The 20,425-nt window shown below is 62.6% G+C and carries 20 protein-coding genes; 5 read left to right on the top strand and 15 right to left on the bottom strand.

Going from position 1 to position 20,425, the window contains the following annotated elements:
• Positions 1-223: 223 nt before the first annotated feature.
• Entirely contained in the window at positions 224-616 is a 393-nt protein-coding gene (apaG, locus tag HNQ71_RS31050) for a Co2+/Mg2+ efflux protein ApaG (protein ID WP_095084266.1), read from the top strand.
• Positions 617-658: 42 nt separating this feature from the next.
• On the opposite strand, the gene HNQ71_RS31045 is transcribed toward apaG, so the two are convergent.
• The 3 genes from HNQ71_RS31045 to HNQ71_RS31035 all read right to left on the bottom strand — a co-directional run bounded on the left by HNQ71_RS31045 (position 659) and on the right by HNQ71_RS31035 (position 3,900).
• Complete coding sequence (locus HNQ71_RS31045) at positions 659-1,693, bottom strand: Hsp33 family molecular chaperone (protein WP_184877686.1); 1,035 nt, start codon at positions 1,691-1,693, stop codon at positions 659-661.
• 78 nt (positions 1,694-1,771) lie between these two features.
• The gene (gene argF / locus HNQ71_RS31040) at positions 1,772-2,683 is read right to left on the bottom strand and encodes an ornithine carbamoyltransferase (RefSeq protein ID WP_184877684.1); all 912 of its coding nucleotides are present in this window, start codon (positions 2,681-2,683) and stop codon (positions 1,772-1,774) included.
• 17 nt (positions 2,684-2,700) lie between these two features.
• Positions 2,701-3,900 (bottom strand): aspartate aminotransferase family protein, encoded by a 1,200-nt coding sequence (locus HNQ71_RS31035; protein ID WP_184877681.1) that lies wholly within the window; start codon positions 3,898-3,900, stop codon positions 2,701-2,703.
• 356 nt (positions 3,901-4,256) lie between these two features.
• Between HNQ71_RS31035 and HNQ71_RS31030 the strand changes: the two genes are divergently transcribed.
• Positions 4,257-4,775 carry a GcrA family cell cycle regulator gene (locus HNQ71_RS31030; RefSeq protein ID WP_095082299.1) on the top strand — a complete coding sequence of 173 codons (519 nt, stop codon included), beginning with the start codon at positions 4,257-4,259 and terminating at the stop codon, positions 4,773-4,775.
• A 136-nt stretch (positions 4,776-4,911) separates the two neighbouring features.
• Here the strand turns inward: HNQ71_RS31030 and HNQ71_RS31025 are convergent, their stop codons facing one another.
• The 3 genes from HNQ71_RS31025 to HNQ71_RS31015 all read right to left on the bottom strand — a co-directional run bounded on the left by HNQ71_RS31025 (position 4,912) and on the right by HNQ71_RS31015 (position 8,119).
• The gene (locus tag HNQ71_RS31025) at positions 4,912-5,922 is read right to left on the bottom strand and encodes a magnesium and cobalt transport protein CorA (RefSeq protein ID WP_184877679.1); all 1,011 of its coding nucleotides are present in this window, start codon (positions 5,920-5,922) and stop codon (positions 4,912-4,914) included.
• A 91-nt stretch (positions 5,923-6,013) separates the two neighbouring features.
• Positions 6,014-6,739: a phosphate signaling complex protein PhoU gene (gene phoU, locus HNQ71_RS31020; protein ID WP_184877678.1), complete on the bottom strand. Its 726-nt coding sequence runs from the start codon at positions 6,737-6,739 to the stop codon at positions 6,014-6,016.
• A gap of 114 nt (positions 6,740-6,853) precedes the next feature.
• Complete coding sequence (locus HNQ71_RS31015; RefSeq protein ID WP_184877676.1) at positions 6,854-8,119, bottom strand: ATP-binding protein; 1,266 nt, start codon at positions 8,117-8,119, stop codon at positions 6,854-6,856.
• Positions 8,120-8,300: 181 nt separating this feature from the next.
• On the opposite strand from HNQ71_RS31015, the gene ppk2 reads away from it, so the two are divergent.
• On the top strand, positions 8,301-9,209 hold the full coding sequence (gene ppk2, locus HNQ71_RS31010) for a polyphosphate kinase 2 (protein ID WP_184877674.1): 909 nt from the start codon (positions 8,301-8,303) through the stop codon (positions 9,207-9,209).
• A gap of 67 nt (positions 9,210-9,276) precedes the next feature.
• On the opposite strand, the gene HNQ71_RS31005 is transcribed toward ppk2, so the two are convergent.
• The 3 genes from HNQ71_RS31005 to HNQ71_RS30995 all read right to left on the bottom strand — a co-directional run bounded on the left by HNQ71_RS31005 (position 9,277) and on the right by HNQ71_RS30995 (position 11,508).
• Positions 9,277-10,026, bottom strand: coding sequence for an enoyl-CoA hydratase-related protein (locus tag HNQ71_RS31005; protein WP_184877672.1), 750 nt, complete (start codon positions 10,024-10,026; stop codon positions 9,277-9,279).
• Positions 10,027-10,040: 14 nt separating this feature from the next.
• Entirely contained in the window at positions 10,041-10,679 is a 639-nt protein-coding gene (locus HNQ71_RS31000; protein WP_184877670.1) for an acyl-homoserine-lactone synthase, read from the bottom strand.
• Positions 10,680-10,776: 97 nt separating this feature from the next.
• Positions 10,777-11,508: a helix-turn-helix transcriptional regulator gene (locus tag HNQ71_RS30995; RefSeq protein WP_184877668.1), complete on the bottom strand. Its 732-nt coding sequence runs from the start codon at positions 11,506-11,508 to the stop codon at positions 10,777-10,779.
• Between the two features lie 258 nt (positions 11,509-11,766).
• Here HNQ71_RS30995 and HNQ71_RS30990 point away from each other — a divergent pair, with 258 nt between their 5' ends.
• The gene (locus HNQ71_RS30990) at positions 11,767-12,618 is read left to right on the top strand and encodes a transporter substrate-binding domain-containing protein (RefSeq protein WP_184877666.1); all 852 of its coding nucleotides are present in this window, start codon (positions 11,767-11,769) and stop codon (positions 12,616-12,618) included.
• 18 nt (positions 12,619-12,636) lie between these two features.
• Here HNQ71_RS30990 and HNQ71_RS30985 read toward each other — a convergent pair whose 3' ends face one another.
• The gene (locus HNQ71_RS30985) at positions 12,637-13,050 is read right to left on the bottom strand and encodes a tellurite resistance TerB family protein (RefSeq protein ID WP_184877664.1); all 414 of its coding nucleotides are present in this window, start codon (positions 13,048-13,050) and stop codon (positions 12,637-12,639) included.
• Between the two features lie 157 nt (positions 13,051-13,207).
• Here HNQ71_RS30985 and HNQ71_RS30980 point away from each other — a divergent pair, with 157 nt between their 5' ends.
• Complete coding sequence (locus tag HNQ71_RS30980) at positions 13,208-14,854, top strand: lysine--tRNA ligase (RefSeq protein ID WP_184877662.1); 1,647 nt, start codon at positions 13,208-13,210, stop codon at positions 14,852-14,854.
• On the opposite strand, the gene HNQ71_RS30975 is transcribed toward HNQ71_RS30980, so the two are convergent.
• From HNQ71_RS30975 to HNQ71_RS30955, 5 genes are all read right to left on the bottom strand, one after another.
• The gene (locus HNQ71_RS30975) at positions 14,820-15,671 is read right to left on the bottom strand and encodes a thermonuclease family protein (RefSeq protein ID WP_425492283.1); all 852 of its coding nucleotides are present in this window, start codon (positions 15,669-15,671) and stop codon (positions 14,820-14,822) included. The genes HNQ71_RS30980 and HNQ71_RS30975 overlap by 35 nt on opposite strands.
• A 9-nt stretch (positions 15,672-15,680) precedes the next feature.
• On the bottom strand, positions 15,681-16,322 hold the full coding sequence (locus HNQ71_RS30970) for a S24 family peptidase (protein WP_184877658.1): 642 nt from the start codon (positions 16,320-16,322) through the stop codon (positions 15,681-15,683).
• Positions 16,323-16,479: 157 nt separating this feature from the next.
• Positions 16,480-16,785 carry a hypothetical protein gene (locus HNQ71_RS30965; RefSeq protein ID WP_184877656.1) on the bottom strand — a complete coding sequence of 102 codons (306 nt, stop codon included), beginning with the start codon at positions 16,783-16,785 and terminating at the stop codon, positions 16,480-16,482.
• 162 nt (positions 16,786-16,947) lie between these two features.
• Positions 16,948-19,167, bottom strand: a complete 2,220-nt coding sequence (locus HNQ71_RS30960; protein WP_184877654.1) for a 3-hydroxyacyl-CoA dehydrogenase NAD-binding domain-containing protein — start codon at positions 19,165-19,167, stop codon at positions 16,948-16,950.
• A gap of 15 nt (positions 19,168-19,182) precedes the next feature.
• Entirely contained in the window at positions 19,183-20,391 is a 1,209-nt protein-coding gene (locus HNQ71_RS30955; protein ID WP_184877652.1) for an acetyl-CoA C-acetyltransferase, read from the bottom strand.
• Between the last annotated feature and the right edge of the window lie 34 nt (positions 20,392-20,425).

Below are 20,425 nucleotides of genomic sequence, written 5' to 3'. Positions count from 1 at the left end.
CGAGACCTGGCCACTCCAGAAAAGACGGCCCGCGTGATGGCCGTTTTCAACAGTTCGACAGAGCGCCGAGTCGCCCGCTTCGTGCACACCACCATTGTCATGTGTCACTTAAATGACATTCTTTGCCGGCACCTGCCTTTCAGGCCAGGCGCGACAAGACGCGCACGTTGACCTGCTCGCTCGGAGCGAGGACAGTTCGACCTGGATTGTTTTGGAGCCGCTTATGTACCGCGCCGTGACGCGCAACATCGAAGTGCAGGTCAGGCCGTTCTATCTGGAGGACCGCTCGGATCCGTCGGAGAACCGCTATGTCTGGGGCTATCAGATAACGATCGACAACCAGTCGGACGAGTTCGTGCAGCTGTTGTCGCGCTATTGGCACATCACCGACGGCACCGGCCGGGTCGAGGAGGTGCGCGGTCCCGGCGTCGTCGGCGACCAGCCCGAACTCAATCCCGGCGACAGCTATCAATACACGTCCGGTTGCCCGCTTTCGACACCGTCCGGCATCATGGTCGGGCACTACACGATGCGCAACAAGCGGGGCGAGACGTTCGACATCGCCATCCCCGCCTTCTCGCTGGATCTGCCGGGGACGCGGCGGACGGTGAACTAGCTTCGCCTCACCGGCCGCCAAGCAGCCAGTGAGGCGCGTTCTCTACTGCGCCGCCGCAAATTCCGCCGGATCGAAGTCATATTGCTTCGAGCAGAATTCGCAGGCGACGTGGATGCCGCCATCTTCGGTGCTGTCCTTGATCTCTTGCGCCGAGAAGCCCTCGAGGATGCCGCGGATCTTATCCCTCGAGCATGAGCACTGGTCGGCGACCGGTACGCCGCCGAAGACGCGCACGCCATGCTCGTGGAACAGCCTGTAGAGCAGCCGCTCGGCGCCGATCGTCGGGTCGATCAGTTCGGTCGGCTCGATAGTGCCGAGCAATGCCAGCAGTTCCTGCCAGGAATTGTCGGCCGGATCGTGGATCTCCTCGCGCGGATCGCCATCGCCGCCCGGCAGGTCCGGAACGCGCATGCGCTCGGGCGACTGCGGCAGGAACTGCGCCAGGATGCCGCCGGCACGCCACTGCTCGCGGGCACCGCCGACGCCAGGCGTCAGCAGCTTGGCCACCGAAAGCCTGATATCGGTCGGGATCTGCTCCGACTGGCGGAAATAGGTGCGGGCCGCGTCTTCCAGCGTTTCGCCATCGAGTTGGACGATACCCTGATAGCGCTGCGTGTGGGCGCCCTGGTCGATGGTCAGCGCCAGGACGCCGCTGCCGAGCAGCGTCTGCTGAGACGTTTCACCTGCCGCGACCAGCGCCTCCAGCCGGTCGGCATCGAAGCGGGCATAGGCGCGCAGTGCCGAGGGCGTGGAAAAATCCGCCACCAGCATGTCGACCGGCCCGTCGGTGCGGGTCTGCAGGATGAACTTTCCCTCGAACTTCAGCGAGGTGCCGAGCAGCACAGTCAGCACGCAGGCTTCCGCCAGCAGGCGGGCGACCGGCTCGGGATAGTCGTGACGGCTAAGGATGGCGTCGAGCATCGGCCCGAGCTGGACGGTACGGCCACGCACATCGAGCGGGCCGACCTCGAAGGGCACAACGTGATCGTCGCCGGCGTAGCCAAATTCGCCGAGTTTGGGGTGATGTTCAGTCACTTGATAGGTTTCCAACATGACAAAGCTCCAGGGCGCGGCCATGCCGCCCTGGAGGGCGCATGCTTCGAAACGCGCTTGATTTGCGTGATGCGGCGCAGATAGGCATCACACCCCCAGAGATCAAGCGCCGAGACACCAGGCGAGCACGGCCTTCTGGGCATGGAGCCGGTTCTCGGCCTCGTCGAAGACCACCGAATGCGGCCCATCAATGACCTCGTCGGTCACTTCCTCGCCGCGATGCGCCGGCAGGCAGTGCATGAACAGCGCCTCCGGCTTGGCCTTCGCCATCAGCTTGGCATTGACCTGGTAGGGCGAGAACACGTTGTGGCCGCGGGCGCGATGCTCCTGGCCCATCGACACCCAGCAATCGGTGACGACGCAGTCGGCCTGGTCGACGGCTTCCTCGGGCGAGCGGGTGAAGTGCAGCTTGCCGCCATGCGCCTGCGACCAGTCGATATGCTTCTGCTCCGGCTCGCTGCCTTCGGGCACGGCGACGTTGAGGTTGAAGCGGAACCGCGCCGAGGCTTCGAGCAGCGAATGCAGCACATTGTTGCCGTCGCCGGTCCAGGCGATGGTCTTGCCGGCAACCGGACCGCGATGCTCCTCGAAGGTCATGATATCGGCCATCAGCTGGCAGGGATGGGTGTCGTCGGTCAGTCCATTGATGACCGGAACAGTGGCGTTCTCGGTCAGTTCGAGCAATCGCTCATGCGAGGTGGTGCGGATCATGATCGCGTCGACGTAGCGCGACAGCACCTTGGCGGTGTCGGCGATGGTCTCGGAGCGGCCGAGCTGCATTTCGGTGCCGGTCAGCATGATGGTTTCGCCGCCGAGCTGGCGCATGCCGACGTCGAAGGACACACGGGTGCGCGTCGAGGGCTTGTCGAAGATCATCGCCAGCACCTTGCCTTCGAGCGGCTTGGTCCGCTCGCCAGCCTTGAGGCGAGCCTTTCGCACCACCGCATCGTCAAGCATGAAGCGCAGATCGCCTTCGGAAACGGCGGAAAGATCGGTGAAATGGCGAACTGACATCAGCAATGGTTCCGGGATTACTTCGCGGCCGCGGCGGCGATCGCCTCCGCCAGGCCCTTGGCGCCGGCGCGGATGCGGTTGAGCGCGTCGTGGATCTCGGCATCGGTGACGGTCAGCGGCGGCAACAGGCGAATGACGTTGTCGCCGGCCGGAACAGCCAGCAGATGCTGGTCGCGCAATGCCATGTTCACCTTGGTGTTGGGCATGGCGCATTTGAGTCCGAGCATCAGCCCGGTGCCCCTGATGTCCTCGATGACCTCGGGAAACTCGTCGGCGACCGCCGCCAGCCCCTGCTTCATCAGCAACGCCTTGCGCTGGACATCTTCGAGGAAGCCGTCTTCCAGCACCACGTCGAGCACGGCGTTGCCGACCGCCATGGCCAGCGGGTTGCCTCCGAAAGTGGTGCCATGCACACCGGACGTCATGCCAATGGCCGCTTCATCGGTGGCAAGGCAGGCGCCCATCGGGAAGCCGCCGCCAATGCCCTTGGCGATCGCCATGATGTCGGGCGTGACGCCGGACCATTCATGCGCGAACAGCTTGCCGGTTCGGCCGATGCCGCACTGCACCTCGTCGTAGATCAGCAGCAGGCCGTGCTGTTCGCACAACTGCCTGAGCCGCTTCAGCGATTGCGTCGGCACCGGACGGATGCCGCCCTCGCCCTGTACCGGCTCGATCAGGATCGCCGCGGTCTCCGGCGTGATCGCCTTTTCGGCCGCATCGATATCATCGAAGCCGACCTGGTCGAAGCCCTCGACCTTGGGGCCAAACCCTTCAAGGTACTTGTACTGACCGCCCGCCGCGATGGTCGCCAGCGTGCGGCCGTGGAAGGCGCCCTCGAAGGTGATGACGCGGAAGCGTTCGGGATGTCCCTTGACGAAATGGTAGCGCCGCGCCGTCTTGATCGCGCATTCCAGCGCCTCGGCGCCGGAATTGGTGAAGAACACCTTGTCGGCGAAGGTGGCGTCCACCAGCCGCTCGCCGAGCCGGCTTTGCCCCGGAATCTCGTAGAGATTGGAAACATGCCAGAGCTTCGCGGCTTGCTCGGTCAGTGCGGCGACCAGATGCGGATGGCTATGGCCCAGCGAATTGACGGCGATGCCGCCGGCGAAATCGAGATATCGCTCGCCCTTGTCGGTAACCAGCCAGGTGCCTTCCCCATGGTCGAAGGCCAGGGGTGCGCGAGCAAAGGTCTCGTAAAGCGCCGAACCGCTCATTATATGCGTCTCCGGTACCGGAAAATCAAAAAAGCCGCCAAAGCGGCGGCCTGTGCGGCTTATCGTGTTTTTCGGCCATGAAGTCAACGAAAACGTCGCGTAGTGCCCCGCGGCAAGCCCTCCGACGCAGCGCCGGCTCACGAGCGACCGGGCAAGTTGGGGAAAACCTAAAAAACCGATTCGTGTTGCACTTGGGACTCTTGTCACCGAGTCAGCGCATAGAGTAGTTGTAGTCAAGAAATAACTAGATTTCGTGCGGCGGACCTAATCACCAGATATATGTGGTGTCTGCCCCGGCAAATGTTGCCGGGCCGGGAGTGGATTCCGATTGCCGCACGCTTAGCAGGAGCGGTCTCATGAACTGGACTGACGAGCGGGTAGAACTTCTCAGAAAACTGTGGTCCGAGGGTCTGAGCGCAAGCCAGATTGCTGCGCAGCTTGGGGGGGTCAGCCGCAATGCGGTCATCGGTAAGGTGCACCGGCTGAAACTGTCGGGCCGTGGGCGGTCGACCGCCACGCCGGCACGCCAGAAGAAGGCGGCGCAAGGATCGACCGTTCAGAAATCGGTGTCGCGCGCCGCGAGCGCCGTCCGCCATGTCACGACATCGATCGGCGCCACGGCGTTGCAGACGCAGTTCGACGCCGAACCGGTGGCACGCCACTATATCCGCCCGGTCGAGAATGTCGTGGTGCCGATCTCACGGCATCTGCAGCTCGTCGAGCTGACCGAGCGGACCTGCAAATGGCCGAACGGTGATCCGCTTTCGGAGGACTTCAATTTCTGCGGCAACGAAGCCGCCGAAACCGGCCCCTATTGCAAGTACCACGCCCGCGTGGCGTTCCAGCCGGCATCGGAGCGGCGGCGGAGCAGGTAAGGGAAGCAGGTAAGGGAATAGGGGAGTTGGGCAGTAAGGGAGTAGGTAAAGACCAGCACTTCATGAGTGCCCTGTCTCGGCGATTGTCGACATACTCTCTTACTGCCTTACTGCCCTACTCCCTATTCACCTCTCTCTACAGCCAGCCATTCTTGCGAAAGCGCCAGTAGAGAAACGAGCAGATCAGCGCGATCGTGGCCAGCACCACCGGGTAACCGTATTCCATCTTTAGTTCCGGCATGTCGCTGAAATTCATGCCGTAAATGCCGGCGAATGCCGTCGGCACAGCCAAGATGGCGGCCCAGGAGGCGAGTTTCTTGGAGATCGCCGTTTCCTGGCTCTGGCCGACCAGAAGGCTGGCCTCGAAGGCAAACGCCAGCACCTCGCGCAGACTGTCGATCTTTTCCTGCACGGTGCGGATATGGTCGGTCACGTCACGAAATAGCGGATGCATGGCGGTGTGGATCTGCGGCAGGTCGGCACTGGTCAGCCGGCGGCAGACTTCGACCAGCGGAAGTGCCGCATTGCGCAAGCGCAAAAGATCGCGGCGCAGCATATAGAGCCGCTCGATGTCGGGACCGGTCATCGGCTTCAGCAGGACCCTGTCCTCGATCACCTCGACCTCGTCCTCGATCTGCTCGAGCACGGGCATGTAATTGTCGACGATGAAATCGAGAATGGCGTAGAGGACGAAATCCTCGCCCTTGGCCAGCGAATGCGGGCAGCTTTCCCAATGCTGACGCACGGCGGCATAGGACGTGGACGGGCCATGCCTGACGCTGACGATGTAGCCGCTGCCGACGAACAAATGGGTCTCGCCGAAGGTGACCCGGCCGTCGATCAGTTGCGCGGTGCGGGCGACGATGAACAAGGCGTCGCCATATTGCTCGATCTTCGGCCGCTGGTGCGGGTGCTCGGCATCCTCGATCGCCAGTTCATGCAGATGAAACTGTGCCTGGACGCGAAGCAGCAGGTTGCGATCGGGCTCGAGGAGGCCAATCCAGACGACATGACCGGTTTTTTTCGCCCATTCGCCGGCTTCCTCGATGGGAATGTCGGCAATGCGACGCCCGGCCGTGTAGACGCCGCAAGCGATAATGCCGGATGTCGGCGCAGGCGCCGGAGTCAGGTTCCGAACATTTTCCATCACAACCTCCCGAAGCCAATCCACGGACGAGGATACAGGAAAGCCCGGAAAGTCTAGCGCAATTCGGACGATGGTTCGAGAGCGCGACCGTTCAATTAACCGGAGGCGTCACGGAAAGGCTGATCTTGTCGGTCTTGTCGCCCTTCGGCCGCTCAGCCGGCATCTGCTCACCGGTGACGATGTAGTAGATGGTCTCGGCGATGTTGGTGGCGTGATCGCCGATGCGCTCGATGTTCTTGGCGCAAAACAGCAGATGCGTGCACGGCGTGATGTTGCGCGGGTCTTCCATCATGTAGGTCAGCAATTCGCGAAACAGCGACGTGTACATGGCGTCGATCTGGTCGTCGCGGTCGCGCACGAAGCCGATCTTGTCGACCGAGCGCGACGCGTAGACGTCGAGAACTTCCTTGAGCTGGGTCAGCGCCAGATTGGCCAGAGCCTCGAGGCCGCGGAACAGGCTGGTCGGCTGGCGGCCGTCGGTGACGGCGCCCACCCGCTTGGCAACGTTCTTGCCGAGGTCGCCCACCCGTTCGAGGTCGGCGGAAATGCGGATGGCGCCGACGATCTCGCGCAGGTCCGTCGCCATCGGCTGACGCTTGGCGATGATGATGATCGCCTTGTCGTCGATTTCGCGTTGCCCTTCATCGAGCACGGCATCGTCTCGGATAACCTTCTGGGCGAGGCCGGGGTCGGCATTGACGAGGGCGGCAACCGCCTGTTCGACCATACGCTCGGCATGGCCGCCCATCGCCGCGATGCGCTTCGACAGATATTTCAGCTCTTCGTCATAGGCGCTCATGATATGCACGGACTGCATGGCGAATGCCTTCCCACGGAATGTCTTGTTTTTGAGTCGTTTCCTCGAATCCCCGCTGATACGCTAGCCGGATGACAGAAAAAAGAAACGATCCAGTGCAAAACTAGGGCAGTATCAGTGCGTCGGCAAATGAACCGAGAAGGCAGCGCCCTTGCCGAATTCGGACTTGATCGAAAGCCGGGCATTGTGGCGGGTCAGGATATGCTTGACGATCGACAGACCGAGGCCGGTTCCCTTCTGGGTACGGCTGGTCTCGACGTCGACGCGATAGAAGCGCTCGGTGATGCGCGGAATGTGTTCTTCGGGAATGCCGGGGCCAAAGTCCCTGATGGTCACGTCGATGCCTGGCTCTGAGCCGGCATCGCCGCGCGCGATCGACACCACGACGCGGCCGCCCGACTGCCCGTATTTGCAGGCGTTTTCCAGGAGGTTCTCGAAAACCTGGAAGAGCTCGTCGCCATCCCCCGGCACATCAAGCGGCCCGTCGGCGTAATCCCGTTCAATGACAACGCTGTTTTCCGTGGCTAGCGGCCCGAGCGAATCGATGACGCTGTCGACCGTCTCACGCAGGTCGACCTCGGTTCCGGGCTTTAGATAGGGCTTCATCTCGAGCCGCGACAGCGACAACAAATCGTCGATCAGACGCGCCATGCGGCCGGTCTGGCTCTGCATGATCTGCAGGAACTGATCGCGGGCCGCCGGGTCGTTGCGGGCCGGTCCGCGCAGCGTTTCGATAAAGCCGGAGATAGAGGCGAGCGGCGTGCGCAGTTCGTGGCTGGCATTGGCGATGAAATCGGCGCGCATGCGGTCGATCCTGCGCGCTTCGCTCTGGTCCTTGAACACCAGCACATAGAGATCGGTGCCGTGGCCGACCGAGGAGGCGCTCACCCGGTAGGCCCGTTCGACCGGCAGCTTCTCGGTATAGTCGACGACGTCAGAGGCGACATTACCCGACAGCACGCCGTCCAGCAGAGCCTGCATTTCCGGCGCCCGGAATTTCAGCGACAGCGACAGACCGGGCGCAATCCCGCCGAAGGCGGCAAAAGCGGCGGCATTGGCGTGGACGATGGTGGCGGTCCGGTCGAAGATGATCAGCGGGTCGGCGACGGCGGCCGCAAGATATTCGCCGGAGAGCCGTTGCAGGCCGATTGCCTCGATCGCCGCGGCACTCTCGGCCGATTGGCGCGTGCCGGTGACCGGCAGCATTGCCGCTGCAAGCAGCAGCGCCAGCGCCGCAAGGATAACAAAGCCGGATATCGCGGCCAAAGCATAGACGGCGACAATCGCGACGACGCCGGCGATCAGCAGCCAGCGGCTGTTCCACAGCCGGACGGCCAAGCCTTGCGCCATGCCTCTCTGCTCTGCGTCCAGGTCAGCCATTCGCTCGCGCGCCCGCACCCTATGCCTCGCACCCGACCGGTGACGGGAATTTCCGCTGGACCGGTCTAACGCATGACCTAGAAAATCGGAATCGATTTTCTGAAAGGATCATGCGCAAAATCAAAAGTGCTGTAGTGGCTCCCAATAGCATGAGTCCGGAAGCAGAAAAGGGTTCGTCTCGATGAAAAAAGCCAAGGAAACTCCCGCCGCCCCGACTTCGGGTCCGCTGAAGATCAGGATCGACGGCAAGGAGCGGGAGTTCGATATTGAAAATCCCGTGCTTCCCGATTGGGTCGAAGACAAAAAGCTGACCGCCGGCGGTTACCCCTACGACAAGAAGATGAAAAGCGACGAGTATGACGAGACGCTCGAGAAATTGCAGATCGAGCTGGTCAAGGCGCAGGCATGGCTGCAGTCGACCGGCAAACGGGTGATGGCGCTGTTCGAGGGCCGCGACGCCGCCGGCAAGGGCGGCACGATCTTCGTGCTGCGCCAGTATCTCAACCCTCGTACCGCGCGCAACGTGGCGCTGACCAAGCCGACTCCGACAGAGCAGGGGCAGTGGTACTTCCAGCGCTATGTCGACCATTTTCCGACATCGGGTGAGTTCCTCACCTTCGATCGCTCCTGGTACAACCGCGCCGGCGTCGAGCCGGTGATGGGTTTTTGCACGCCGCAGCAGCACGAGCAGTTTCTCGACGAGACACCGCATTTCGAACGTATGATCGCCAATGACGGCATCCACTTCTTCAAATTCTGGCTGAACATCGGCCGGGAGACGCAGCTCGAGCGCTTTCACGATCGCCGCTTCAGCCCCCTGAAAAGCTGGAAGTTTTCGCCGATCGACGTTGCCGGCATCACCAAGTGGGACGACTACACCAAGGTCCGCGACACCATGTTCGAGCGCACCCACAAGGAATTCGCGCCGTGGATCATCATACGGGCCAATGACAAGCGGCGCGCGCGGCTGGCGGTCATTCGGCGCATCCTCCTGTCGCTGCCCTATGACGGGCGCGATCTCGACATCATAGGCAAGGAAGACAGGAAGATCATCGGCGAAGGGCCGTCGTTTCTGGGAAAGCAAGACTGACGTCCTTTGCGCCGCGCAGCCAGAGGCCGCGCGGCGCTTTCGTCATCGAGGCCTTTCGGTCGACCGTTCAAGCCACCAGCCGGGCTATGCGCTGCAATCGCCGCAGCGTGGTGTCATCCTGCAGCGCCTGCTGGAAAAGCGAAATCTCCTGATCGATACGGTCGCACAGCGCGCTGGTGTTGCCTTTGAGTAGACCCCGCGTCTGCAGCAAGGCGGCGACCGGCTTCTTGACAAGCTGCCTCGCCCGGCCGAGGGCCGCGTCTTCGACGGTGCCGCCCGGCACGATCTCGGCGACGAGGCCGAGCGCCCTGGCATCCTCGGCGCGAAGCGTGTCGCCGAGGCAGAAGAAGCGGAAAGCTCCGGCATAGCCGAGTTTCTGCGGCGCCAGGATGCTGGTCGCGGCATCCGGGACCAGGCCGAAATCGACGAACGGCACCCGGAACGTGCTTTGATCGGACGCGATCACCATGTCGCAATGGAACAGGATCGTGCAGCCGACGCCGACGGCATCGCCATCGACGCAGGCTAGGATGGGTTTGGGAAACGTCGCCAGCGTGCGAAACAGATCGGTGACGGCGGCGATCAGTTTCTGGTGCTTTGTGGCGTCGAGGAATTCGGAGAAATCGCCTCCGAGACAGAAGCAGCCTGACAGGCCGCGCAGCACGACGACGCGCACCTCCTCATTGTCGGCGGCTTGATGGAAGGTCTTTGCCAGGCTTTCATAGGCTCTTCTGTCCAGCACAGGCCGGCCGTCATTCGACGATACGGTGACCATTAGCGTGTGGTTGCGGAGTTCTGGTTGCGGATGGGGGCTCATGACTGTCTCCGATTTCACGACGCACGCCTTTGGCCGAGCATGTCGGGGTATCCCCTGGTCAGCACGGGAGCAAAATGATTGCGGCGCGAACGCACCACATCGAGCGTGTGCTCGTTGAAGGTAAGCAAGGTGGCTACGACCTGCTGGTTGCCATAGGTGCGCTGATAGCCCAGCGGGGTCGCCAGGAAATGCAGCTGCAATGCGCGCAGCACCCACATCGGCTCGAACTCGATGATCACCTGGTTGACGTTGCGCTTCAGTCCCCACTCGACGAAGCCAGCGATCAGCTCGGTGCCGACGGTTGACACGCCGCGACGGCCATCGCGGTAACCTGGAGCGACCGCATAGCGGGTCAACTCATAGATGTTGGGTCCGGAGGGCGGCGTTCCTTCAAAGAGGTCGGTCAGCACCTCGGTCAGCAGATGTGCCCGCGTCGTCGGCAAAAGCCGCTGGTAGCCTGCGACTTCACTGCCCCTGATGACGATTTGATGGACGGCCTCGTCATGATCGAACTGATCGCATTCGAGCCCGTCGGGGCGCCTGAGGTCCTCCCATCCCATCTCCTCGACGAATATCTTGTAGCGCAGGCGATGGACCGCCTCCCAAAGGTCCGGGCGTTCCATCAATTCTTGGGTTGTGAGAGAAAAAAGCATTCCGTCATCTCCTGGTTTCAGAGGAAGATACGGCCGTGCTTCGATGAGAAAATTGCGTGATCGCGTAGGCTAGAATTGCTAGGCCGGCACGGCCGACCTAACTAATGTAGCCCCGCCTTATCGCTTCCGCGACCGCCTGAACCCGGTTGACGGCACCAAGTTTGCTTTTGGCGTTAAGAAGATGTTTCTCCGAGGTGTGTTCGGAGATGCCAAGGATTTGCGAAATCTCCCACTCGGACTTGCCGACGGCGGCCCATTGCAGGCATTCGCGTTCGCGCGGCGTCAGTACGATGTGATCGATGGTGTTGCTCGCCATCGTGTGGAGCTGCATGGCGCGGCCGACCGCATAGGTCGACACCAGCGACACCAGGCCGAACTCGGCCGCCGACAATTCGACTGCCTCGCCACCCAGCGACACCATGACGATCTGGCCGTCGAGCGTGATCAGCGGGAAGGCCAATCCGTCGCGCAGCTTGAACGCGCCGGCATCGCCCATCACTTCGCCGCTGCTTTTGTCGATGCGGGCGCCCTGTGAGGCTTCGCGCCACTGGAACGGCGCCTGCAGCTGTTTCATGTGGCTGACGACCGGGTCGTGATCGACATAGTTGCGCGCCACATAGCGCTCCAGCCATTCAACAGGCCAGTCGCAGAGAAGCACATGCTGCTTTTGCTGGCCGCTTGGCGTGCCCGGCTGCGGCACGGTTCCCGCCATCAGCGCGGTGAGCCCGAAATCCGACGTTACACCCAGCAACGTTTCGCAGACTGCCGCCGCCGTTCCGGCGTGCTGCAGTTGGTCTATGAATTCCAGCGTGCGATCGAACTGACCCATCGCAACATCAACCCTATGTTGCCTCATGCATTGCGACCAATGATGCGTGCTTCGTTTGCACTTCACCACCGACCACGGATTGCAAACCGCATGTTTCCGGTCGTGGTTCTCAACCCTGGTCCCCCAACCAAGGCAGCCACTGCTATTTGCAAACTCCCTAAAGCATATCCTGAAATCGACGCGTTGAAATCAAAAAGCATTGTACCTTTGTCATTTTCGTACCAAAACCTGCCAACACGACTGCGGCGGAGTCTTATCGTGGCGTTCCAGTGGAGGTTTTTGGCTCTTGCGTCGCTGCTGATCGCAGCAGTGTCGGTCGCCAATACAGCGCCAGCCGCCGAGCCGCAGGTGCCGGTACTGTGGGATGCCAAGGAGCGGCTGCCGAAACCGGACCTCTCGGCACTGCCGCGGCTGCGCTTCCTGACGACCACGGATTTTCCACCATTCAATTTCCTCGACGGGTCGGGAAAACTGTCCGGTTTCCATATCGATCTGGCACGCGCCATCTGCGCCGAGCTTGGTATCGTTGACAAATGCCAGATCCAGGCCCTGCCCTGGGCAGAGCTCGAAGGCGCGCTGCAGAAAGGTGAGGGCGAAGCGATCATCGCCGGAATCGCCGCAACGCCCGAATCTCGCTCGACCTATGCCTTCTCGCGCTCCTACCTGCAGTTCCCGGCTCGCTTCGTCATACAGAAGAGCAAGGACCTGACCGAACCGGTCTTCGACAAATTGCGCGGCAAGCGTGTCGGCGTGCTCGCCGGCTCGGCGCATGAGCGCATGCTGCGCGACTATTTCAACACCGGTCAGATCGTCCCCTTCGACAGGCCGGAAGATCTCTATGCCGATCTCAAGGCCGGCAAGCTCGACGCCGCCTTCGGCGACGGCATGCGGCTGGCCTTCTGGCTGGGCGGATCGGATGCGACCGGCTGCTGCCGCTTTGCCGGCGGTCCCTATCTGGCGCCCGAATATCTGGGTTCGGGCATGGCCATCGCCACCAGGGCGGACGACCCCGCACTGGCCGCCGCGTTCGACTACGCGCTGCAGGAGATCTCGATGAAGGGCACGTTCGCCGAATTCTATCTGCGCTATTTTCCGGTCAGCTTCTTCTAGCCACCGAAAGGCAGCGCCCTAGGTCAGGGTGCGCAGCCTCGCCTTGGCGGCACGACCGATCGCGGCGACGGTCAAGGTGTCGAGGTCGAGCTGGCGGCGGATGAGCTGCAGCACTCGGACTTCTTCCATGCGCATTTCGAGATCGACGGCGGCCACTTCGAAGGCGGCGGCATAGGCGGTGTCGCGCAAGCGCTCCGGCAAGGCCTGGGCAACCCGCGCAAGAACGCCTTCCAGCCCGCCCTTTTCATTAAGCATCTTCTGGCAGGCCTGGGCGACGCCGACCAGCCGGTCGCGATTGAAATCCTCGAACACCGGCCACGAGCGGACGACGTCGCCGATCCGGGCCAGCTCGACATCGGTCATGTCGCGGTCGGAAGCCGAGGTGATGACCATCAGGTAGATCAGCGCTTCGTGCGGCGTCGGCAACGGCATTCCATACTCCTTGAATGGGTTCCGAAGGTAGGAAAGTGGTATCTGCACCGCAAGGAAAAAGCGCCGCACGCGTTGACGCTCCGGCCACGCACGCCTAGAGACCGGTTGAAAACCCCTGCTCAGGGCAACACCGGCGATTTATTTGGAAAACTGCGACATGGCGGGATCAAACACCATCGATCTCAATCCCGAGCTGCTGGCGGCTGCGACCGAGAGCAAGGCATGGCCGTTCGAGGAAGCCAAGAAGATCATCGAACGGTACAAGGGCACCGACTTTCCTGAAACAATCCTGTTCGAGACCGGCTACGGACCGTCCGGCCTGCCGCATATCGGCACGTTCGGCGAGGTGGCGCGCACGACGATGGTGCGGCACGCCTTCCGCGTCCTGACGCAGGACAAGGTTGCGACCAAGCTGCTGTGCTTTTCCGACGACATGGACGGCATGCGCAAGATCCCCGACAACGTGCCGGATCGTGCGGCGCTGGAGCCCCATTTGCACAAGCCGCTGTCGTCGGTGCCCAATCCGTTCGGCGACGATTACCCGAGCTTTGCCGATCACAATAACGCGATGCTTTGCCGCTTCCTGGACACGTTCGGCTTCGACTACGAGTTCGCCAGCGCGACGCAATATTACAAGTCGGGCCGCTTCGACGCGATGCTGCTGCGCGCCGCCGAACGCTATGACCAGATCATGGCGGTGATGCTGCCGACGCTCGGCTCCGAGCGGCAGGCGACCTACAGTCCGTTCCTGCCGATTTCGCCGAAGAGCGGCCGCGTGCTTTACGTGCCGATGAAGCATGTCGACGCCAAGGCCGGCACCATCACCTTCGACGATGAAGGCACCGAGACCACGCTTTCGATCACCGGCGGCAGGGTGAAGCTGCAGTGGAAGCCGGATTTCGGCATGCGCTGGGCAGCGCTCGGCGTCGATTTCGAGATGTTCGGCAAGGACCACCAGACCAATGCGGTGGTCTATGACCGCATCTGCAATATCCTGGGCGGGCGCGCGCCGGAACATTTCGTCTATGAACTGTTCCTCGACGAAAACGGCCAGAAGATCTCGAAATCGAAGGGCAACGGGCTGACCATCGACGAGTGGCTGACCTATGCGCCGACCGAGAGCCTCGGGCTCTATATGTACCAGCGGCCGCGGCAGGCCAAGAAGCTGTATTTCGATGTCATCCCGAGAGCAGTGGACGAGTATTACACCTTCCTTGCCGCTTACCCGCGGCAGGACTGGAAGGAGCGGCTGGGCAACCCGGTCTGGCATATGCATGACGGCAACCCGCCGGCCATCGACATGCCGGTGCCGTTCTCGCTGCTGCTCAACCTGGTCAGCGCTTCCAACGCGCAGAACAAGGATGTGCTGTGGGGCTTCATTTCGCGCCATACCGCGGGGGTAACGCCAAAGACGCATCCCGAGCTCGACCAGCTGGTCGGCCATGCGATCCGCTATTTCGACGATTTCGTGAAGCCGACGAAAACCTTCCGCCCCGCCGACGAGGTCGAGCGCGAGGCGCTGGCGGCCCTCGACACGGCGCTTGGCGCGCTGCCGGCGGACGCCAAGGGCGAAGCGATCCAGAACGCTTCGCTCAACGTCGCACGCAGGATCGAACGCTATCAGGATCACTCAAAGCAGAGCCCGGAAGGCGGCCCCGGCGTGTCGGGCGCCTTCTTCCAGATGATCTACCAGGTGCTGATCGGCCAGGAGCGCGGCCCGCGCTTCGGCTCGTTCGCCGCGCTGTATGGCATTGCCGAGACGCGGGCGCTCATTGAGCGGGCGCTGGCTGGTCAGCTGGCTTGAGCACGCCGTCGACCTCTTCCAGGATCGAACTCGGCGCCTGAGGCGCCGGGCTCGGTGCGGCCGGCATCGCCGGCATGCCGGAAAGGTTGGGCGGCGACCCGAAAATGCCCTTCTTGGTCGTGCGTGCCTTGTCGCCGGCCTCGACATAGGGCCCACCCTTGGCGGCGCGAGCCCAGCCGTTTTCGACCAGCCATTGACCGACATCCTGCTTGCCGATCCGGCATTCGGCGGCGATCAGGTCGCGACCGCCCTCGGGCGGCACGGTGCAGACCACCGCGCGGCCACGCAGGAAGGCGCGGAACGCCGTTCGCGCCCGGATGCCGCACGGCCAGGATTTGCCGTCATCGCTGCAGGTCTCGTCCTGCCTGACGATGTCGATGCCCGACACCGCGACCGAGTAGCCTTTGGCCTCGATCAGGCCGGCGGCCTGCGCGACCGGCTGGAACAACTTTGTCCCGTTCCAGTCGTCGGGCATTTTCGGCTTGGGCGGCACTGCCAGCGCCAGCTTGCTCAAGGGCTCGCGCGGCTCGACGCGCTCAAGCCCTTCGGCGGGCAGTTCCGGTGGTACGATAATTTCAGGATCGATCGCCCTCGAATGTGGCGCCGGCTTTGGCGGCTGCGGAGCGGTTATGGCGGATGTCGCCGGCTCTGCAGGCACCGTCTCGTTGCCCTCATGCGAGATCGTTTCGGCGCCCGGATCGACCTGATCCACCGTCACCACGCCTTCGGTTCCCTTCAGCGTGCGACCGCCGGCGACGACGATGGCGGCCATTGCCGGCACCATCAGAACTGCCAGGACAAGATGAGGGAGCCGCACCAGCCGGACCTACTGGCTTGCCCAGACAATCCGCGCCACCCATTCGACATCGCGCATGGGAATGTCGCGGTCCGGATGATCGGGATTGAGCGAGACCAGTGCAATCGACTTGACGGTCTGGCGCTCGAGCACCTTGGCCATCACTTCGCCGGCGGTTGTCTTGACGACGACGCGGTCGCCCTTGCGGGTGACGGCGCCCGGCTCGACGATCAGGACGTCGCCATTGCGGTAGAGCGGCAGCATGGAATCACCTTGCACCTGCAGCGCGTAGGAGCTCTCGGTCGATTGCGCCGGCAGTTCGACCAGGTCCCAGCCCTGCCCGGCCGGGAAGCCGGCATCGTCGAAGAAGCCGCCGGCGCCGGCCTGGGCAAAGCCGAGCAACGGCACGGAGCGCCTGCCGGCGACCGATGCGGATCCGGCCCTGCCCTCGATCAGGCCGATGAATTCGTCGAGTGTAGCGCCCGTCGCCTCGATGATCTTGGCCAGCGATTCGGTCGAAGGCCAGCGCGGCCGGCCATCTGACGACAGACGTTTCGACTTGTTGAAGGCCGTCGAATCGAGCCCCGCGCGCCGGGCCAGCCCCGAAGCCGACAGCGAATAGCGCTCGGCGAGAGCATCAATGGCAGCCCAGACACGGTCATGCGAGAGCAATCTCGCTCTCCTCGAAACAGGAAAAAATGCCTCTTCCTGTCTAACGCGCATCCGCCGTCATGTCCACCGGGCGCAGCCGCCGCGTCGCCGACAGAACTGCGTGCCGCCGCGATAACGCTGCGGTCCAGTGATCGGACACCAATGATCGCCGATGAGCCTATCCGGCCATCGCCGCCATCGCCCTCGGCAAGCCCTTCCTGAGTTCCTCGGCGTTCATCACCGAGATCATCTCGACGCTCGCATTGAACGCGAAGAAGAACCGCTCGGCGACATAGGGCATATCCGAACTGTCCTTTACCTCCACGACGAGATAGGCCGTTCGCCGGCCACCGTCGGCGGTGAAATAGGCGGCCTCCGGGCCGAGATCGGACAAGGTGTGCTCGATGAACTTGGCCATGCTGCCGTTCTTGATCGCCTTGTTGCCTTCCTCAGCCGGGATGGAAACTCTCAGCATCATACGCATGACGATTACGTCCTTCTGCCAACTTTAAGTTAGCAAAAGCTAATTTATCACCGACGGACCGCATGGGAAAGCCAAAGCGCGCCGGCCACGGCTGTGTGCCGTGGCCATCATGCGCAAACCAAAGGGCTACGGCCGTCGCGCCCAAACATGGATCGACCAGTGTCAGGCTGCCTGCTTCACGTCACCCTTGGAGTAGGGATTGAAGCGCTCGTAGAAGGTCTCGCCCTTTTCGGCCATATCGAGCAGCAGCTTGGGCGCCTTGAATTCGGCGCCGTATTTCTTCTGAAGCTTCTTGGCGATCTTGACGAATGCCTTGGCGCCGATACCGTCGATATAGGACAGCGCGCCGCCGGTGAAGGGCGCGAAGCCGAAGGCCAGGATCGAGCCGACATCGGCCTCACGCGGATCGGTGACGATACCCTCTTCCATCACCCTGGCCGCTTCCAGCGCGATGGTGACCAGCAGCCGCTGCTGTAGCTCTTCATAATCGACCTTCTCGGCCGCAAGCTGCGGATAGAGATTCTTCAGGCCCGGCCACAGCTTCTTCTTGGCCGGCTTGGCGGGATAGTCGTAAAAACCCTTGCCGTTCTTGCGGCCGAAGCGGCCATGGTCGTCGACCATTGTGTTGATCAGCGCCATCTGCTTCTGGTCGACGGCGGCGTCGCCGAGATCGCGCATGGTCTGCTTCATGATTTTCTGCGCGAGGTCGATGGCCGTCTCGTCGGTCAGAGCTAGCGGGCCAACTGGCATGCCGGCGGCCTTTGCCGCATTCTCGATCATGGGCGCAGGCACGCCTTCGATCAGCATCTTGTAGGCTTCCGACATGTAACGCAGCACGCAGCGATTGACGTAGAAGCCGCGGGTGTCGTTGACGACAATCGGCGTCTTCTTGATGGCACGGACGAAATCGATGGCTGTCGCGAGCGCCTTGTCGCCGGTCTTCTTGCCCAAAATGATCTCGACCAGCATCATCCTATCGACCGGCGAGAAGAAGTGGATGCCGATGAAGTTCTTCGGCCGCGCCGAATTCTTGGCCAGAGACGAAATCGGAATGGTCGAGGTGTTGGAGGCGAAGATCGCCGAGGCTTTAAGCACCGCTTCCGCCTGCTCGGTGGCGCTCTTCTTGACGGCGGAATCCTCGAACACCGCTTCGACCACCAGGTCGCAACCGGCAAGGTCGGCATAGTCGGCCGTCGGCGTGATCAGCGACAGAAGTTTGTCCTTCTCCTCCGGCTTGGCGCGGCCCTTCTTCACCTGATCCGAGACCAGGCTGTCGGAATGCGCCTTGCCCTTGGCGGCCGACTCCATGTCGCGGTCGAGCAGAACCACCGGAATGCCGGCCTTGGCGGTGACATAGGCGATGCCGGCGCCCATGAAGCCGGCGCCGAGAATGCCGATCTTCTTGAACTTGGTATCCGGCACACCGGCCGGACGACGCGCGCCCTTGTTCAGTTCCTGCAGCGATACGAACAGCGAGCGAATCATCGCCGCCGCTTCCTGGGTCTGCATGATCTCGGTGAAATAGCGCTGCTCGATGCGCAAGGCCGTGTCGAACGGCACCAGCAGGCCTTCATAGACGCATTTCAGGATCGCGGCGGCAGCTGGATAGTTGCCATAGGTCTCGCGGCGCAGGATCGCGATGGCCGGCGGCCACAGATTGAAGCCGGCTGGCGAATAGATCTGGCCTCCGGGCAGCTTGAAGCCCTTCTCGTCCCACGGCGCCACCGGCTTCAAGCCGTTCCTGATCATCGCCTTGGCGGTGTCGACCAGCTTGGCCGGTTCGGCGATCTCATGGATCAGGCCCATCGACTTGGCCTTCTGCGGCGACAGCGCCTGGCCGGAGGTCAGCATCTGCAGCGCCTGCTGCTGATCGGTCAGCCGCGGCACGCGCTGGGTGCCGCCGGCGCCCGGGAAGATGCCGATCTTCACTTCGGGAAGCGCCATCCTGACCTTGTCGCTATCGGCCGCGACACGGCCGTGGCAAGCGAGCGACAATTCGAAGGCACCGCCCATGCAGGTGCCGTTGATCGCAGACACCCAGGGCTTGCCCGACGTTTCCAGCTTGCGGAACAGGCCGGTCATAGTGCCGGCATTGTCGAACAGCGCCTTGGTGGCCTTTTCGACATCCTTGTCCTTTTCGGTGGCAAAGGTGGTCAGCATCTTCTGCAGCATGGTGATGTCTGCACCGCCGGAGAAGGTGTCCTTGCCGGAGGTGATCACCGCCCCCTTGATGGCGGCATCGCCCGCCACCGTGTCGACGATGGCGTTCAGTTCCCGCATCGCCTCTTCGGTGAAGACGTTCATAGAGCGGCCCGGCATGTCCCAGGTGACCAGCGCAATGCCGTCGGCGTCCGTGTCGAGGGTGAAATTGGTGTAGCTCATGATTTCTCTCCCCTGTCAGACGCGTTCGATAATCGTTGCGGTGCCCATGCCGGCACCGATGCACAGCGTTACCAGTGCGGTGTTGAGATCGCGGCGCTCAAGTTCGTCCAGCACCGTGCCGAAGATCATCGCCCCGGTGGCGCCGAGCGGATGGCCCATGGCGATGGCGCCGCCATTGACGTTGATCTTGTCGTGCTCGATATCGAAGGCCTGCATGTAGCGCAGCACCACCGAGGCGAAGGCCTCGTTGAGTTCGAACAGGTCGATATCCGACAGCTTCATCTTGGCACGCTTCAACAGCTTCTCGGTGACGTCGACCGGGCCGGTCAGCATCAGCACCGGCTCGGAGCCGATGTTGGCGAAGGTACGGATGCGAGCACGCGGCTTCAGCCCCATCGCCTTGCCGGCCTTCTTCGAGCCGAGCAGAACAGCGGCAGCGCCATCGACGATGCCGGACGAATTGCCGGCATGGTGGACGTGATTGACCTCTTCCACCTCCGGGTGCTTCTGCACCGCGACGGCATCGAAACCGCCCATTTCGCCAGGCATGACGAAGGAAGGGTTGAGCGAGGCCAGCGACTGCATGTCGGTCGACGGGCGCATATGCTCGTCATGGTCGAGGATGGTCAGACCGTTTTGGTCCTTGATCGGGATGACGGACTTCTTGAAACGGCCATCGGCCCAGGACTTTGCCGCCCGCTTCTGGCTCTCCACCGCATAGGCGTCGACGTCGTCGCGCGAAAAGCCGTATTTGGTCGCGATCAAGTCGGCCGAAATGCCTTGCGGCACGAACCAGCCGGGCAGGCCGACCGAAGGGTCCATGAACCAGGCACCGCCTGAGGCGCCCATGCCGACGCGAGACATCGATTCGACGCCGCCGGCGATGACGATGTCGTCGGCGCCCTGCGCGATCTTGGCGGCACCGAAATTGATGGCGTCGAGGCCCGATGCGCAGAAGCGCGAGATCTGCATGCCAGGCGCCTTGGTGTCATAGCCGGCCTCGAAGGCAGCGGCGCGCGGAATGACCGAGCCCGCCTCGCCGACCGGATCGACGCAGCCGAAGATGATGTCGTCGACATTGCCGGTGTCGAGCCCGTTGCGATCGCGCAATGCTTCGAGCGTCTTGGCGGCAAGCCGCACCGCCGGCACCTCGTGCAGCGATCCGTCCTTCTTGCCCTTGCCGCGCGGCGTGCGCACAGCATCATAGACATAAGCTTCGGCCATCTTTTGCTCCTTGGGTTTATCGAACGGATTTAGA

Origin of the sequence: Mesorhizobium sangaii (assembly GCF_014207355.1) — a bacterium.
Classification (GTDB): domain Bacteria; phylum Pseudomonadota; class Alphaproteobacteria; order Rhizobiales; family Rhizobiaceae; genus Mesorhizobium; species Mesorhizobium sangaii.
Note: the sequence above shows the minus strand (reverse complement) of the source record. Positions and strands in the feature narration are given on the sequence as shown.

Excerpts from the sequence above, each read along its gene's own strand:
- HNQ71_RS30985 (WP_184877664.1), bottom strand. The coding sequence starts at position 13,050 with ATGCCGTTGCCGACGCCGCACGAAGCGCTGATCTACCTGATGGTCATC.
- HNQ71_RS30955 (WP_184877652.1), bottom strand. The coding sequence starts at position 20,391 with ATGGCCGAAGCTTATGTCTATGATGCTGTGCGCACGCCGCGCGGCAAG.
- HNQ71_RS30960 (WP_184877654.1), bottom strand. The coding sequence starts at position 19,167 with ATGAGCTACACCAATTTCACCCTCGACACGGACGCCGACGGCATTGCG.
- HNQ71_RS31030 (WP_095082299.1), top strand. The coding sequence starts at position 4,257 with ATGAACTGGACTGACGAGCGGGTAGAACTTCTCAGAAAACTGTGGTCC.
- apaG (WP_095084266.1), top strand. The coding sequence starts at position 224 with ATGTACCGCGCCGTGACGCGCAACATCGAAGTGCAGGTCAGGCCGTTC.
- HNQ71_RS31000 (WP_184877670.1), bottom strand. The coding sequence starts at position 10,679 with ATGCTTTTTTCTCTCACAACCCAAGAATTGATGGAACGCCCGGACCTT.
- HNQ71_RS30965 (WP_184877656.1), bottom strand. The coding sequence starts at position 16,785 with ATGCGTATGATGCTGAGAGTTTCCATCCCGGCTGAGGAAGGCAACAAG.
- HNQ71_RS31015 (WP_184877676.1), bottom strand. The coding sequence starts at position 8,119 with ATGGCTGACCTGGACGCAGAGCAGAGAGGCATGGCGCAAGGCTTGGCC.
- HNQ71_RS31045 (WP_184877686.1), bottom strand. The coding sequence starts at position 1,693 with ATGGCCGCGCCCTGGAGCTTTGTCATGTTGGAAACCTATCAAGTGACT.
- HNQ71_RS30995 (WP_184877668.1), bottom strand. The coding sequence starts at position 11,508 with ATGGGTCAGTTCGATCGCACGCTGGAATTCATAGACCAACTGCAGCAC.
- ppk2 (WP_184877674.1), top strand. The coding sequence starts at position 8,301 with ATGAAAAAAGCCAAGGAAACTCCCGCCGCCCCGACTTCGGGTCCGCTG.
- HNQ71_RS31035 (WP_184877681.1), bottom strand. The coding sequence starts at position 3,900 with ATGAGCGGTTCGGCGCTTTACGAGACCTTTGCTCGCGCACCCCTGGCC.
- HNQ71_RS30980 (WP_184877662.1), top strand. The coding sequence starts at position 13,208 with ATGGCGGGATCAAACACCATCGATCTCAATCCCGAGCTGCTGGCGGCT.
- argF (WP_184877684.1), bottom strand. The coding sequence starts at position 2,683 with ATGTCAGTTCGCCATTTCACCGATCTTTCCGCCGTTTCCGAAGGCGAT.
- HNQ71_RS31025 (WP_184877679.1), bottom strand. The coding sequence starts at position 5,922 with ATGGAAAATGTTCGGAACCTGACTCCGGCGCCTGCGCCGACATCCGGC.
- phoU (WP_184877678.1), bottom strand. The coding sequence starts at position 6,739 with ATGCAGTCCGTGCATATCATGAGCGCCTATGACGAAGAGCTGAAATAT.
- HNQ71_RS31005 (WP_184877672.1), bottom strand. The coding sequence starts at position 10,026 with ATGAGCCCCCATCCGCAACCAGAACTCCGCAACCACACGCTAATGGTC.